The 15,418-nt window shown below is 68.4% G+C and carries 13 protein-coding genes; 4 read left to right on the top strand and 9 right to left on the bottom strand.

Annotated elements, in window-relative coordinates; all coding sequences use genetic code 11:
• Positions 1 to 16: 16 nt before the first annotated feature.
• From K7G59_RS15910 to K7G59_RS15885, 6 genes are all read right to left on the bottom strand, one after another.
• Complete coding sequence (locus K7G59_RS15910; RefSeq protein WP_225834610.1) at positions 17 to 553, bottom strand: hypothetical protein; 537 nt, start codon at positions 551 to 553, stop codon at positions 17 to 19.
• A 9-nt stretch (positions 554 to 562) separates the two neighbouring features.
• Entirely contained in the window at positions 563 to 757 is a 195-nt protein-coding gene (locus tag K7G59_RS15905; RefSeq protein WP_225834609.1) for a hypothetical protein, read from the bottom strand.
• Positions 758 to 953: 196 nt separating this feature from the next.
• Positions 954 to 2,330: an MFS transporter gene (locus tag K7G59_RS15900; RefSeq protein ID WP_225834607.1), complete on the bottom strand. Its 1,377-nt coding sequence runs from the start codon at positions 2,328 to 2,330 to the stop codon at positions 954 to 956.
• 509 nt (positions 2,331 to 2,839) lie between these two features.
• Positions 2,840 to 3,256: a hypothetical protein gene (locus K7G59_RS15895; RefSeq protein WP_225834605.1), complete on the bottom strand. Its 417-nt coding sequence runs from the start codon at positions 3,254 to 3,256 to the stop codon at positions 2,840 to 2,842.
• An 82-nt stretch (positions 3,257 to 3,338) separates the two neighbouring features.
• On the bottom strand, positions 3,339 to 4,310 hold the full coding sequence (locus K7G59_RS15890; RefSeq protein ID WP_225834603.1) for a hypothetical protein: 972 nt from the start codon (positions 4,308 to 4,310) through the stop codon (positions 3,339 to 3,341).
• A 952-nt stretch (positions 4,311 to 5,262) separates the two neighbouring features.
• A complete protein-coding gene (locus K7G59_RS15885) occupies positions 5,263 to 6,309 on the bottom strand; it encodes a S66 peptidase family protein (RefSeq protein WP_225834602.1) in 1,047 nt (348 codons plus the stop codon).
• A 1,005-nt stretch (positions 6,310 to 7,314) separates the two neighbouring features.
• Between K7G59_RS15885 and K7G59_RS15880 the strand changes: the two genes are divergently transcribed.
• From K7G59_RS15880 to K7G59_RS15870, 3 genes are all read left to right on the top strand, one after another.
• Positions 7,315 to 7,692 carry a hypothetical protein gene (locus tag K7G59_RS15880; protein ID WP_225834601.1) on the top strand — a complete coding sequence of 126 codons (378 nt, stop codon included), beginning with the start codon at positions 7,315 to 7,317 and terminating at the stop codon, positions 7,690 to 7,692.
• Positions 7,693 to 8,245: 553 nt separating this feature from the next.
• Entirely contained in the window at positions 8,246 to 9,658 is a 1,413-nt protein-coding gene (locus K7G59_RS15875) for an FG-GAP and VCBS repeat-containing protein (protein WP_225834600.1), read from the top strand.
• A gap of 556 nt (positions 9,659 to 10,214) precedes the next feature.
• Entirely contained in the window at positions 10,215 to 10,751 is a 537-nt protein-coding gene (locus tag K7G59_RS15870; protein WP_225834599.1) for a hypothetical protein, read from the top strand.
• Positions 10,752 to 10,907: 156 nt separating this feature from the next.
• On the opposite strand, the gene K7G59_RS15865 is transcribed toward K7G59_RS15870, so the two are convergent.
• Positions 10,908 to 12,092 (bottom strand): hypothetical protein, encoded by a 1,185-nt coding sequence (locus K7G59_RS15865; protein WP_225834598.1) that lies wholly within the window; start codon positions 12,090 to 12,092, stop codon positions 10,908 to 10,910.
• Between the two features lie 612 nt (positions 12,093 to 12,704).
• On the opposite strand from K7G59_RS15865, the gene K7G59_RS15860 reads away from it, so the two are divergent.
• The gene (locus K7G59_RS15860; protein WP_263976371.1) at positions 12,705 to 13,859 is read left to right on the top strand and encodes an MFS transporter; all 1,155 of its coding nucleotides are present in this window, start codon (positions 12,705 to 12,707) and stop codon (positions 13,857 to 13,859) included.
• Positions 13,860 to 14,190: 331 nt separating this feature from the next.
• Here K7G59_RS15860 and K7G59_RS15855 read toward each other — a convergent pair whose 3' ends face one another.
• Positions 14,191 to 14,658, bottom strand: a complete 468-nt coding sequence (locus tag K7G59_RS15855; RefSeq protein ID WP_225834594.1) for a DUF2267 domain-containing protein — start codon at positions 14,656 to 14,658, stop codon at positions 14,191 to 14,193.
• A 92-nt stretch (positions 14,659 to 14,750) separates the two neighbouring features.
• On the bottom strand, positions 14,751 to 15,173 hold the full coding sequence (locus tag K7G59_RS15850; RefSeq protein ID WP_225834592.1) for an Hsp20/alpha crystallin family protein: 423 nt from the start codon (positions 15,171 to 15,173) through the stop codon (positions 14,751 to 14,753).
• Positions 15,174 to 15,418: the final 245 nt, after the last annotated feature.

The following is a 15,418-nucleotide window of genomic DNA, read 5'->3' as shown; positions in this document are numbered from 1 at the left end:
CGCAGGTCTGCCGAGATCAAGGGGTGGCGCTGCCGATTGCCTCCGCCAACTCATCAGCGGAATGGGAGGTCAGTCGGTAGAAGCCCTGGAGGCTGACCGAGCGCTCGAGGCGGCCGTCCACCACATATTTCAGACCACGGGTCTGGCCCCGGCGGTTACGCCAGGTGAGCCTTGCCAGGAGATCACCGGGTATCGGCATATCGAACCGTACTGGCGTCGCGTCCACGTGCACCGCCGCGGCGCCGCAGCCGTCGGCACCGAGCATCGACCAGTCTCCGTGCCCGGGAAACGCCGGGTCCTGCCACGACGTGGGCATCGTGCCGCAGCAGTCGCGCCGCTCCATGTCGATCACCCGCATCCGGCTCACGACGTACACGGCGCACCGGTTGACGTGCAGCGCGTACACCTCGTCCCCGGCTCGAGCACCCGACCAGGCGGGCAGAGAGGAATGTACGCCGGTGAAGGCCACCGGCGGCGGCTCTCCCACGCGACCCGCTTTACGCAGAGCACGGCACGTGTCATGGGTCCACAGGACGGTGAAGGCATCAGACATGCCGTGATCCTATGAACGGGGACTGACAGCGCCCCGCGGGCAGGAAGAGGCGGTGGGCGACGGGTTGGGCCCCGGCGTACGCAGGCCGTAGCCCCTGGGGTGCACCGTGTCCCGCACCGGTATGCCGGGCAGTACCCGCAGATGGCGGCTGGGGTCGGTGTCGCTCTGCTCGGGCAGGTCGGCGACCGCCGTGACGGCGTCCATCAGCTCGATCGCTCCAGCGGCTGTCGGATGCCACACGTATGTTGTCCGGCCGAGCCCCCGGGGGCGTGCAGCGACTCCGGAAGTTCGGGGCCGAAGTGGGCCGGGTGGCTGACGTACGTGTCGTGCTCCCTCTCGAAGTCATCAGCCGTTTGCCGGGCCGGCGGAGGCCCGGCGCTGTCGAGTAAGCGGGCGGCGTTCATCGGCGCCCCCGGGTGCTGTGCTCGGAAGACTGGTGCGGTCGGGACACCGGCACGGGCGGCGGCGCCGTACGGCTGAGGAGGAACAGCGTCGACGGCGCGGCTGCCGTGGCGATGACCGCGGTGACGCAGAAAGTTCGGACGAAGTCCGGGGCTGTCGGCTGCTCGCCGTGGAGCAGAACCAGCAGCGCCAGGCCGATGGAGCCACCGATGTACTGTGCCGTTGTCACGAGGGCGCTCCCGGTCGCGTTGCTCGTCTGCGGGAGATCGCGGGTCCCGGTGATGAACATCCCGGTGAACGCCGTGCCCTGCCCGAGACCGCTGAGCAGCAGCCCTGGCAGGATGCCCTGCGTGTATCCGCCCTCGGCGGCGACGGCCAGGGCGAGCACCAGGAGGCCGGCCGCACCGGTGACGAAGGCCGCGGACAGCAGCCGTTCCAACGGCATCCGGCCGGCCAGCCTGCCCGCCACCGTGTTCCCCACGGTGATGGTCCCGGCCAGCGGGAGGAAGGCCATGCCCGCGGCGAACGCGCTGTAGTCCCGGACCTTTTGGAGGTAGAGCGTGACGAGGTAGAACTCGGCCCCGAAGCTTGCCATGTACAACGCGGCGACAAGACAGGCCACTTGCAGGGTCCGCACTCGCAGCAGGGCCGGGGGCACCAGCGGTCTGCGTCTTTTCTGGCTGAGTATGAGGAACCCTCCTGCCAGGACCGCCACCCCCAGTGCGGCGGCGACGACGGAGAGGGCCGGCTTGGAGCGGGAGAGTTCCGTGAAGGCACCGACAAGTGCCACGACCGCGGTACAGGCCGAGAGCGTGGCCGTGGTGGCGACGGGAACTCGTGCCCCGGCCGCGGTGGAACGGATCGCGTTCCCGGCGGCGAGCAGGCAGACCGCCACGATGGGGATGTTGATCCAGAAGACCCACTGCCAGGAGGCCACGGCAAGGATGCCTCCGCCGGCCGTGACACCGAGGGCCAGCCCGACCGCCCCCGTGGTGCCCCACACACTCACGGCCCGGTCGCGCTCGGGTCCTGCCGGGTAGGCGGAGCTGAGCAGGCCCAGCGTCGCCGGCACCAGCAGGGCCGCGGCCATCCCCTGCCCGACACGTGCGGCGATCAGTGGCGCCGCGGAAGACGCGAGCGCGGCACCGATCGAGGACGCGGCAAAGAGCAGCTGAGCGGTGAGGTACACCCGGCCGGCGCCGAAGGCGTCCGACAACTGCCCGCCCAGCAGCAGGAAACCGGCGAAGAAGATCGCGTACGCGCTCACGATCCACTGCAGCGCGACCGCGGAGAACTGGAGGCTCGTCCCGATGTCGGGCAGCGCGACGTAGATGATGGAGAAGTCGAGCGCCACCAGCAGCTGAGCCCCGGCCAATGCCGTGAGTAAGCGGGCACCCTGCGTCGGCGCGGTTGAAACGGGCACGATCGGTCGGCCTCCAAAGTCGCCGGGTCAGCCCAGAGCGGTGAGCGCCGCACCGTTCGTCGACAGGCGCGTCCCCACACGGGCGTTGGGATCCTCCCCGTTACACCGTAGGGGCCGGTCACGGTCGCAGCGTGGTGAACGTGCCATGCCGTGGATGCGGCAGACCGGGATCACCGTGACCGGCCTGCTGTGCCTGGCCCCGCCCCGCACGGTGCGGGGCCGACCACGGAGGACCGCGCGGCGGCAGCCCTCACCAGCTCCGCCACGTGCAGCTCGTCACCCGCATCGGCCTGGGGACAGCGGCAGCTGGTTCATGACGATCAGGCAGCCGGGCGATGACTGACGCGGCTGGTGGCGACTCCGCCGGGTGCCATGTACGTCCATGAGGTGATCCGGCTGCACGATCTGGCGGCCGGCCGGTGTACTGGGCGTCCGCGACGAGGGTGCCGAGACCGACATCTCTATTTGACCACGATGGTGGCCCGCCAGGTCGAGCCGGACGGCGTGGAGCTGGTGAGCACCGCCGTGCCCTCCTCGGCCCCGACGAACATCGCGGGCCTCACGTCGAGGGGCGCCGTCATCACACCCGTGCTCGTCGGGGTGAGCACGCTCCCCGAGGCCTTCACCGGGTGCCACAGGTCACTCCTCTTCGCCGCCGTGAGGAAGACGTCCACCCGCCCGCCGCGTGGCAGGCAATAGACGCCGTTCTGCCGTTCCGTCAGTTGCCCTGCGGAGTGCGGCAGTGCGGGGGCCGGCAGCTTCGTGCACGCGGGCAGCACGGTCGGCGAGGGGTGCGGCGCCGCCGCGGGCGCGGGGCTGCTGCATGCGGAGAGCAGGGCCACCAGCGCGAGCGGGGCGGTGCGCAGGGCACGGTTCACGGCAGGCTCCTCGGAATACGGCCGCAGGCCGAGTCCGGCCCGGGGAGGGTGTCGGACTCGGCCTGCGGCGGCTGGTGTGGCGTCAGCCCTGGTTGGTCGGGCTGGTGTAGTGGGTCACGCACCCACCGGCGTTGTTGTTGAAGTTGTTGCTCCACAGCGACTGCACGGCGAAGTTGGCGCCGTTCATGCTGATGATCGAGGACGCGCCCTGGCCACTGGAGATCCAGGCGCACTTGTCACCGTTCTCGGAGCCGCCGCCGTCGACCCAGCCGCTGCTCGGCGCCGGGTCGGTCAGCGTCTCGCCGTACTCGTGGCCGCCGACGATGGTGACGCCCTCGGTCGCACCGTTCACGCCGCTCGAGCCGGTGGCGACGAAGTTCGCGCCGCAGCCGGAGCCCGCGTCGCTGATGTACGGCATGTTGGTGTAGGGCAGGTCCGCGCCGTTGACCGTGGTGTGGTCGTGCCAGGCGCAGTACTGGCGCTTGAAGCCCTGGGGCGAGATGCCGTGCGGCACGTCGACGATGATCTGGACGTTGTCTCCGGAGACGCCGAAGTGCGTGGCGGCGCGCTGCGCCTCCGTGGCGATCTGCGAGGAGCTGGGCGAGCTCGGGACGGTGACGCCGCTGTCGAGCCAGGTGCCGCCGACCGGGTTGGAGGCCGGGTGGCCGACCGGGGTGCCGGCGCCGTTGCAGTTGGTGGTGCCGGTCGCGACGCCCTGGCAGTACTGGGTCATGGAGGTGGACCAGGTGTCGCCGCTGCCGTAGGCGTGCTGGAAGAAGCTCAGCTGCAGCGGGGCCTCGCCCGACGGGTCGTTGGTGATGGTGGAGCCGCTGCCCCACTGGCTGCCCCAGTAGACGATGTAGACGGTGGGGCTGGTGACCACATTGCCGCCCTTGTAGGCGAGCGGGCTGCTGCTGGTGGTGGAGGTCGAAGCCGCCGTGTGGGGGTTCATGTGGTGGGGAGCGAACTCGCTGGCGCCCGCCGGGGCGGCTACGGCGAGACTTGCGGCGGCCAGCGCGGTGGCGCAGCCGGCGACAAGTGCAGAACGAAGCACGGTGGTGCCCTTCTCGACAGATGGGGAGGAACGGGAAGGCTGTGCAAAAAGCCGCTGGCCAGGCGGCAAACGTGGCGACACCACGAGGGGTGATGCGGGCTTGCGTTCCGGGACGCTAGATGATCTGTCATGCGTCGTTCAAGTATTCGCCACCAGGCTCAGAGCGAACTCAGAGCTTCCGGGTACGCCGCTGGTCCACAGGTCATCTCGATTGGTCTCTCGTCGGTCTCCCGGGGCGGGGACCGGTTGAGCAGCTGGTGCCGGATGAGCCGCGGGAGCCGTTCCAGCGGGTGGTTCCAGGGGCGCCGAATCGCCCGCACGGTTGTGGGTGACGCCGGCACGTGAAGGAGAGCGGCACTGGGCTGGCCGCACAGCAGCGGTGATAGGCGAGTTCGCCGGTGCCGCGGTTGCGGCGAATCAGAAGCTGTCGATGGCCCGCCAGGCCGGATGCGCTGATGGCGACCTGCACCCAGTCGTACCAGCGATGGCCTTTCGCGCCCATTCCGGCGGACAGCTTCTGCCAGGCCCGCTCGGGAATTTCCTTGGCCAGGCAGTCGGCGCGCTGACGTCCGGCCGGGGTGGGGACGCGTTCAGTGCTGGAGACCGCGGCGATCTCTTGCGCGGCAGGTCCGCCAGGAGTCCGAGCACCAACTGCCGTGCGCGATACCGGGGTTCGACCCGCGTGAAGCGGCCCTCCCGGCTCATCAGACCCGCGAACATCGCCTGCCGGCGGGCAGTCGTTACGCTGTGACCTGTGGCCACCGCCTCATCGTCAGTCCACACACCTCACGATGATCACGGGTGGGCCGCAGCCGTCGTTGCACCAGCGCTCGGCAGCTCGATCACTGCAGATTCGGATCTGCTGCGAATCCTGCCGACCGGCCGCGATCCGCTGGAGATCCCCTGAACGCGGCGCCGGCTGACATGTGATCATGTGTGATCACCAGTGCCGTCAGTACGTCACCGTGATACGCCGCGCCGGACCGTCGACACTGACCGATCCGCCGTACGGGATCACCAGTTGGGGATCCGTGTGCCCGAAGTCGACATCGAACACCGCCATGGTCTCAGGGGCATACGTCGCCAGCGCGCGCAGCACGGCTTCCCGCTGCTCAGTGGTGTAGCGACGCTTGTCCTCCGCTTTGTTCGGCTGCTCAAAGGACCATGCCTTGGCACGGCCCATCAACAGGGCCGGGAAGCTCGCCAGCAGGCCCCGCTCCCCCATGTTGCGCAAGATGCGGAAGACGTTCTCCCCGCTGGGCATCTCCTCCGACGTCTCGAGGAACAGCACACCGCCTTCGTACGCGGCTGGGTCGCGTGCGATCTCACGGTCGGCCATCAGCAGCCATGACAGGATTTCCAGGTTGCCGCCCCAGGCACGGCCCTCGATGCGTTGGTCGGGCTGATGCCAGATCCAGCCGTCGGCGGGCTGCGAGTCCGGTTCCATGTCGAACGTGGCAGGGTCGGCCCAGTCACGATCGGTGTCACGGTAGTGCTTGGCGGGGCGGAGCTCGTACGGGCCCGAGGTGAACAAGGCCGCGCGTACCGAATCAGCGGTCAAGGGGTGGAGTGCGTACGGGCGGCCGATCTCGGTCATCAGGCACGCGCCGTGGTAGGCAACAATGCCCAGGTTGTGCAGGAAGACCAGCAGGTTGGTGTTGTCGCTTGTTCCGAAGAAAGGTTTGGGGTTGGCGCGGATCAACTCGCGGTCCAGAAAAGGAAGCACGGTGATCTGGTCGTCACCGCCGATGGTTGCCATCACCGCTTTCACCGTGGGATCGGCGAACGCGGCGTGGATGTCGTCGGCTCGCTCCTTGGGAGTGGAGCCCATTTTGCGTGTCGTTGGGTATTCCACCGGTTCTAGGCCGAAATCCTCGCGCAGCCGCTTGAGCCCCAACTCGTATGGAAGGGGAAAGAGCCCCGGCAGGCCGGACGCTGGCGAGATGATCGCTATACGGTCACCGGGCACGGGCTTCTGGGGATACGCAGGCAACGTCATGCTGCCCAGGTTAGGGGCCTGGTCGACTTCTGATCACCTCATTTCAACGAGGTCCGGTAGCGAGGACCGACGCCGGTTGATCAGTGCGGTTGTGCTTCGTGAGCGGCGCCTGCTGTCCGCTTCTGGGCGAAGTCCAGGGTCCTCAACGGGATCGTGTGGAAGTTCCGTACGGAGCGGCCTGTCGGGACGTGACCGAGCGGCACGGGCCGTGGGCCACGCTGCACACCCTTTCCGCGGGAGCGGATACTCCGCGCCGCCCAGGCAAAGGCGGACGCCGCCCGCGGCGGCATCGACTGGCTGGTGTCAGTCGACTCCACCATTGTCCGCGCCCGGCTCCGCAGACCGGCTCTCCGCACCCCGGCCTCGGACGGAAGCGATCCCAGTGCGCCGCACCCAGCGACAACGGCTGCAGCTCCAGGGCGATCCGCAGCCGACTGCGGTGGCGCGGGATCAGCCACACCATTCCCGAGCGGGCCGACCGGGTCCGCAACCGCCTCCGGCGTGGCAGCCGCGGTGGACGGCCCCCGGCCTTCGCCCGCGACACCTACAAGCGGCGCAACGTGTGGAACGGTGCTTCAACCCGCAATGACGTGCCGCTAGCAACCGACAGATCTATGGGGTTGGCATCCCAAAGAGGAGGACAGCCGCCAGTATGTACACCGGAATGGCCAGGGCCAGGCCCAACCCGGCAAGGCAGCCCCAGACGGCCAGTCGGGTACTGGTTCTCTCGTCGTCATCGCTCTGTGGCAGGCCCGAATCTCCTGCGCTTCCAGTCGTGATGTCGCGGTGTGGGTGTGGCCTGAACTGTGGCCTCGAACGTCCGGCAACACCGCGCGGAGATCGCCAGTAGTCCCGCACGACCAGGATCTTACGGAACGATTGGTCAGTTGTGACCTGGTCGGACCAGCGAGAGAGCGCAGGTTGAAGGACTGTGTGACGATCGACACGCGGCACCGGCCTTTCGCCTCATGCCATTCCGTTTCCCCGACCAGAAGGGCTTCCGCCATGGGTAACAGCGCAATGATGATGGTCACGAACGACAACGCGGACCCCGTGCGAACGTTCATCGACAACGTCACCTGCATGTACGACCACGGCCAGGGCAGCGCCCCCGGCTCCGACCTCTCAGTCTTCAACGACCAGGTCATCGATTCCGGCCAGACCTTCCCGAACAGCAATGGGCAGTACATCGAGACCAAGAACAGCGGTGACTGCTTCGACGTGACCTCCACCTTCGACCTCAAGGTGATCAACGCGAACACCAACGAGGAAATCGGGATCGTCCACTTCGAAGAACTCGGCGGCTGGAGCTACAAGGCCCCATCAACCATCAATGTCGACCTCTCGGGCGATCCCACATACATCATCGTGACGGTCCAGTAGGGCCGCGCCTTCCACCGGCGAACACGCCTGCATACGGATGACAGGGGCGCCACCGCGGCTCTGAGGCACGCATGACACGGGGAGACCGAGGCAGACGCGATCAAGGGGGGCCGCCCTCAAGAGGCACCGCGCCGTCGCCACCGGATACGCCCGCATCAGGCGCTGAACACGGCGTTGCGGCGTAGCTGTTCTGCGCACCACCGGAAGTGCCCGTCGCGGTCGTCCAGGCCGAAAAGATCGTAGGTCGTAGGTCGTGAGGAGGACGTATGCGGCCTGATTGGCGGTGAGGGTCGCCGGCGCGTACCCGAGCTCGTGGGCGAAGGTCGACCCGCTGAAAACACGGCCGCTGTGGGGCGGGGCATCCGGTGGAGGAGCGTGAGTTGCCGGGAAACCGCGGTACGCCGGTGTCGTGTGACGGAAAGTGCGACACAAAGATCCGCACAACCGTTCTCGCCTGTCAGGGGTCTTGGAGGTCATATCGATCGATTTCTTGTATGGGGGAACTGACGTGCGCAGCCATATCCGCCACGCAGTCTTGATCGCCGCGGCGGCCATGACGATCACGGCTCTCACCGGAGGCCTGCTGGTCTCCACCGGTACCCCGGCTCAGGCCACGACCACGGGTCCCGCACCCACCCGGTACGCCGACGATTTCAACGGTGACGGGTACCACGACCTCGCGATCGGCGCCCCGGACGGCGCGGTGAACGTCGCCGGTCCTGACGGGAACCCCGTCCTGACTCCGAACGCCGGCTACGTCACCGTCTCGTACGGCTCGAAGTACGGCGCCCAGCGGACCGGCCTCAAGGCCGTCACCCGGAACAGCCCCGGCGTGCCGGGCGACGCGGGTCAGGACCAGCGGTTCGGCCGGACGCTCGCCCAGGGCGACTTCAACGCCGACGGCTACGCGGACCTCGCGGTCGCCTCGCGCTCCAAGGCCCTCGACGAGGTCACCCTGCTCTGGGGCAGCGCCACCGGCCTCAAGGGCGGCACCCGGATGCCCGGCAGCGAAGCCGGACCCGGTTTCGGCACGGTGCTGAAGGCCGGCGACTTCACCGGAGACGGCAAGACCGACCTGATCGTCGGCTACTCCATGGCGATCCGCCTCTACCGGGGACCCTTCAGGGCTGACGGCTCGCCTGCCTCGGTCCAGCCGGTGGACGTGGGCGCCATGTTCAACTACACGGATGCCCAGAAGCGGCTGGCCGTGGGCAGGATCAACAAGGGCGCCACCGACGACCTCGTGGTGCTCGGCGAGGAGCGCAGGCGAGGCCGTGTGCTGCTCGGCGGCGCGTCCGGGCTGCGCCAGACCCCGGTCACCGTCCGGGGCGGCAACAGCGCCGTGATCGCCGACTTCGACAAGGACGGGTACGGCGACATCGCGGTGGGCGACTCGGCGTACGACATGGATTCCGAGTACCACGCGGGCCGGGTCCAGATCAGCTACGGCTCTTCCGGCGGCGTGGACGAGAACCGCGGCACGAAGGTGTTCACTGAGGACAGCACCGGCATCCCTGGCAGCGTGGAGGCGGGGGACGGCTTCGGCGCCGATGTCGCCGCGGGCGACCTCGACCGGGACGGCTACTCGGAGCTGATCGTGGGTGCTCCCGGCGAGAACCACGCCACCTGCGAACACTGCTACATCAGCGGGGGCGGCATGTACGTGCTCAAGGGCTCGGCCAAGGGGGTGACCGGTACCGGTGCCGCGTTCTACGGCTACGACACGGCCGGCCTGCCTCGGCCCGCGGGCGTCTACCGCATCCCCAGGCTGCTCAAGGTCACGGATCTGAACGGCGACGGGCAGCCCGAGATCGCCCTGCCGGTCCAGGCGAACACGTCGGAGGTCTGGTCGGTCGGCACGAAGGGCGGCAAGGTCGCCGGGACCGCGCCCACCCGCGTCGTGAAGCCTCCGGTCGACTCCCAGATCCCGTGGACCGGGAACGAGTTCGGCGTGCTCACCCGCTGACCGGTCACGGACCTGCTCCTGGACTCCCGAAGCCCCAGGGTCCATCGCCCGCCCGTCGGCGGCATGGCCCCTGGGGCGCGGCAAAGCCCGGGTGGATGAGGCCGCCGAAGCCGGCCTGCGGCGGTGCGGAAGACGCTCTTGCCGCCACCGGTGGCAGCCGGGAACGCGGCGCCGAGGATGACGTACAGGCCAGACAGCGCTCGTGATCACATCGAAGACGCGATGGGCGGGAGACCGGGTCTCGATCGCCTTGACGAGTTCGGCGACTGCTGCTGGTCGAGGGGCATCCCCCACCTCCTTCGCCCGCGTCCGGGCGTCCGTGGCGCCTCCCGGAGCGGTGAGCATTCGAGAGGCGCCGCGTACTCGGCACCGGTCCGACAGACCGCCGAAACGCTGCAACGCTGCTCCGTGTCGCCTACAGGGCCAAGGGAGCCTTCGTCGGTCCGGGGCACAGCCACCACAAGGCGATTCATGGGGATTCGTCAACCTCTGGAACCATCGGCGGGCTACTGTACGAACACGCCGCGTTGCCCACGGTCAGCTGAGGAGGAATCCTGTGTCATCGCCCTGCGACCCCCAGCACGCTCCAGCCGGCGATGTGGGCTCAGCGCTCATGATGATCGACTCTCGACTCAAAGCCATCTACGACGACAAGACCCAGACGAACGCCGAACAACAAGCGCTGACCGACCAGTTCGCCGTGTCCCTGGGCCCCGGCGGACTCGATGACATGCTGGACGGGGCGTGCACCCTCATCTACATGTTCATGCAGTGGCTGCGGATGGCCTACGAGGACCACGGCAAGGACGTCATCGAGTACGTGGTGCCCAACCTCGTGGCCACCATGCGCATGATGTCCAAGAGCATCCGCCCCGAGGCCATCCCCACCATGGCCGGCCTGCTCGTCGCCGCGGGCACCGGCCTGAGCCCCAGCCTGTGGCGCAAGCAGTACGGGTACTGGACCAAGGACGAGATGAATCCGCTGGAGGCCACCGCCTTCCTGCTCGCGGAGCACATCAACCGGCTCACCGACGACCATGACTTCGCCACCCGCCTGATCACCGAAGCCCTGTCCAGAGCGGACGAAGGATGACGGGCAGCCCCACCTGACCGACGGCACCCCTGGCTTCAGGCGGTGGGCGCCGGGGCCGATTGACGATTGCGATGGACGATGATGTCGGCGCCTTCCAGCGTGCCGGCAGAGCGTCCATCGAGCCTCCTGGCACACCTCCCTTGGTCCACGCCCAGTTCAAAGGCGTCCGGCTTCTTGCGTCATTTCTGACCGGAGCTCGGGAACGGGCTCCCTTGCTGCAGCAGCAAGGAGGATCTGGCGTGCCCCTGGGGGGAGGAAATCGGCCGGCCAGCCTCTGAGTGCCCGGAGCGCCATACGACGGTTCCTGCTCGTTCGATTGTTGAGGGCAGCTTCTATCAAGGGCCACCCGTGGCCGGGGTGTTCGTCCAGTCGGCTCACGATGATGTCGAGGATCCCGTCGACCTCGTACTTCGTTCCGAGGCCGAGTTCAGTTGTCGGGCCGGTTCGCAGGCCCTGAAGAGGCAGGAGGCGCTCTGCGGCCTCCACGACCGTCGAGATGTCCTTGCTCGGACAGCCGTCGATGAGCAGGAACCAGATCGTGCTGTCGTACGGTTGCGACTCCGCCCTCCGCAGCAGCGCCGGGCGGGCGGGGACATTCATCAGTCTCGCCGCCCATGCCGCAAGACGGAGAGTGTTCGGCTCATCGTCAGCAAGGCCGGAGATCACGACGTCACGCGATGCCGGGCCGGCGATCAGCTCCGTGAATCGGTGCCGAACACGCTGCCACTCGTGATGTTCCCGGCATATGGCGCTCGCCCTCGAGTCGTTCAGGAATCGGTTGATCGACAAGAGGCTCCAAAGCCGCCGCAGTGTGATGCCTCTTGCTGTCGCGTGACGCAGATAACCTTTCAGCGCGCATACTGCGTCGTCATACGATGCCAACTCGGGCCCCGGTCCATCGACGTCGGTGAGCGCCTCGAGCAACCTACCGGCACCGTCCAGGGTTTCCTCGTCCAGTGATTCTCTGGACAGGGCATCAGCGAGACCACCGACTTTCGCGGCGGTCAGCGCGAAGTAGCTGTCCAGTACGTCGCCTGTGCACGACTCACGGATCAACCAGTCCCTGATCCCGGGATCGGACGCTCCCCCGAGTCGGCGGACGGCATCGACGCGTGCCCAGCCTTCCGCCTGCCGGGCCAATTCGAAGAGAGCCCGGCAGGGGTCGGCCTGGGAACTCAGCAGGGCCTCACAGGCCTCAGTCGAGAACGCCCAGAAGGTGCCCAGGGTTGTCAGGATCTCGCTGTCGTCGTCGGTTCCGGCCATGCCCAGCAGCAGGATGCCGAACCGTACTGCATTCGCGTGCTCGCCGCGCGTGGCGAACCACCGGCCCAACTGGCGCACGCGGTCGAAGGGGAGGGATCTCTCTCGGAGAGTTGCCTCGAGGGTTCGCGCATGGTCGCGCCACACGATGCGCCGAAGCTGTCTGTCCAGGACAGACGCTGCCGAGCGATCGGGAACGGAACGGGTCAGGCGGGTGGCAGCGGCTGCGATCCGTGCCGCAGCGTCATGCGACTGGTTGGCGCGACGGCTCGCCTGCGGGGACTTCCCGGGGAGTTGACGGTGCCGTGCCTGCTCCGACGGCTGACGGTCGACTGCCTGGGCATGGCTGTAGAGGGAAGGCTGACCACTGAGGGTGTCGCCGAGGTCCCATGGCTGAGGGCGGCTCACCGGACGAAGGCCCGGCTGTCCTTTCGCTTGATCATGCGGCGATCTTCGCAGGCCGGCTCGGGACGAGCAAGCGCGCAGCAGTTCGTAGGCGCCGTCCGAGGCCATGCCTGGTGATCCGGGCGCCACCGCGGCAGATGAATTCGATTGCGGCGGGACCGGTGGGCCCTGTGAGGTAGCTCCATGGACGGTGCCACGGAGCGGGAGCGACGGGCGACGGCACGAAGAGTCCATGGGGTCACACCACAGCCGGCTCCATGGCACAGATCGGCGGTGCTCGTAGCCCTGATGCTGGCCGCGTTCACCTTCAACACGGCGGAGAACCTGCCCATCGGCTTGCTGGACCTGATCTCCGAAAACCTTCGGGTGTCACCGTCAGCGGTCGGTCTCCTGGTCACCGGCTACGGCGTGACGGTGGCCCTCGCGTCTCTGCCGCTCGTCCACGTCACGCGGACGGTTCCCCGGCGCCATGTGCTGACGGGACTACTGGCCGCTCTTGTCGTGTCCAGTCTGGTTGCGGCGCTGGCCACCTCGTACTGGCTGCTCCTTGCGGCGCGGCTGCTGACCGCGCTGGCGCAGGCGTTGTTCTGGGCCGTGATGGGGCCGGTCGCGGTGGGTCTGTTCGCGCCCGAGGTCCGCGGGCGTGTGGTCGGGGCGCTGTCCGTCGCCGGTTCGCTCGCCCTCGTGCTCGGTGTTCCCGCCGGGACCTGGCTGGGCCGGCGGAGCGACTGGCAGCTGCCCGTCGCCTTGCCGGCGGCTCCGGGGCTCGTCTGCCTGGTGACGGTCGCCGTTCTGCTGCCGACCTCTCGTCCGGAAGAGGAACCAGCCGCCTACGCACACAGTCCCGACGTCCGGCGCTTCGGGACGGTGCTGGCGGCCGGAGCCCTCTCCGCCACCGGGGCGTTCACCGGATACACCTACCTCGTGAAGTTCCTGGGTGACGTGAGCGGGTTTCCCCCGAGCAGGGTCAGCGTCCTGTTCGTGGTTTTCGGTGTTGCGTGTCTCGCCGGTGTGAGCATCACCGGGGCGTTGCTGGACCGCTTCCCGCAGTCCGCGTTGTCCACGGCCGTGGTCACGCAGGCGGTGGGCATGCTCGGCATGTACACGGTCGGCACTCATCAGGTGGCGGCGGCGGTGTTCCTGGTCCTGATGGGCGGTGCGCTCGGGCCGGTGTTCATGACCACCCAGAACGAGATGCTGCGCTGCGCGCCGGGCCGCACGGACATGGCACTCGCAGCGAACTCCGGGTTCTACAACGTCGGCATCGCGGCCGGCGCCGCACTCGGGGGCCTGGTCCTGCCGCTCGCCGATGTGCGAGGCACCTTCCTCGCCGGCGGGCTGCTCACCGTCGGGGCCTGCGTGGTGCTGCTCGGCGGGCGGCTGCTGCCCGGGGGCCCGCATTCACGCTCCCGCGGCCGGCTCTCGGCCGACGGCTTGCATTGACGAGACCGACCTTGCGTTGCTCAGCCGGTCGCGCGCATCCGACCCGCTCAGACACGCGCGGGTTCTTGCAGGCAACGGTGCCCGGCGCGCCGCCACCCCGGCGGGTCACTGTTTCAGGCCACCGGAACCCGCAGCCACGTCGTGGCTGCTCCACGTGGTTTTCGGTCGGAAGCCGGCTCGACGGCTCCTCGGAAAGGGCGATTGCTTTGCCGGGTACCGGCACGCGGACGCCGTCCCTTCTCGTGGGCGACGGCGATGCCGACCTCGGCCGCACCGGCACCGCCGGTGAGTTCCCGCACCGGCGGTGCCCCGGTCGTCGTCGGTCGTTTCCCTACGGTGTCGGCGTCAGTTCCGCCCGACCGAACAACAGGGCGTAACCCGGTGGAAGCTGGCTCAGGATGCGGTCCACGAGGTCGTCGCCGGCCAGGCTCGGCAGGACGCTCAGGACCGAGCTGACGTCCCAGCGGGCGGTGGCAGAGGTCGCTCCCTGTCTGCGGGCCGCCACCGCGTCGACGAATTCCTGGGCCGTCAGCGGGCGTGTGGCCGGGACCTGGTCGGCGATCACCCGGGCCGCCTCTTCTGGCAGGGCGCGGGCGAGATCGACGCGCTCGTCTCCGACCACATGTCCGCCGAGGGCCGACAGGACGACGCGGGTGACGCGTTCAGCCTCCGCTCGGGTGGGGTATTGGCCAAAGTCCCGTACCTGTTCGACCAGTTCGCTCCATGTGGCACCGTATCCCGGGCTGCGGGGCAAAGTGCGCGGGCCGTTCGTCGCACTGGGCACCGTCGTCACGGTCATCTGATGGGCTCCTCCTCCCATGCGCAGGGGTGTGCCGCGCCCCGCAGCCGGACGGCGTTGCGTGCGGCTGCGGGACGCTTCTGTGAGGTCGGCTACTTGCCGAGTTCCTTGCGGCCGGCGCCGCCCGAGATCTGGATGCGGCGCGGCTTGGCCTGTTCGGCCACGGGGATGCGCAGGGTCAGCACGCCGGCGTCGTAGGCCGCGTCGATGCGTTCTGTGTCGAGAGTGTCACCGAGGAAGAGCTGACGGGTGAAAGAACCCGTGGGACGCTCGGCGACGAGCATCTCCGCGCCCTCCGGAGCGGGGTTGCGGCGCTCGGCGCGGACGTTCAGGACGTTGCGTTCGACGTCGAGCTCGATCGTCTCCGGGTCGATGCCAGGCAGGTCGAAATGGACGACGAACTCGTCCCCCGACCGGTAGGCGTCCATCATCATCGCCGCAGGGCGAGCGGCGGAACCAAAGACCTGCTGCGCGAGTCGGTCGATTTCACGGAACGGGTCGGTACGCATGAGCATCACAGGTCAACTCCTCTCTTCAGGCGCTTCAGAAGCGATGCCCTACGACCTCTTATATAGCCCGAGGGAGAAAACTTGACAAGCCTGGACTCACTCTCAGGCTGCCGCGTCGAGGCGGGCCCCGAGTGGCCGGTGCGGAACCAGCGCCGGCTCGGGCTCGGACCTCCGCTCCCGCCGCACTTGCCGCCCCTCAGCGCTGCTGCCGGACACGCCACTCTGCCGGGCCAGGGCTTCTGATCTCGCCC

The organism is Streptomyces sp. NK08204 (assembly GCF_020400585.1).
Classification (GTDB): domain Bacteria; phylum Actinomycetota; class Actinomycetes; order Streptomycetales; family Streptomycetaceae; genus Streptomyces.
This window is presented reverse-complemented; position numbering and strand designations above follow the sequence as displayed.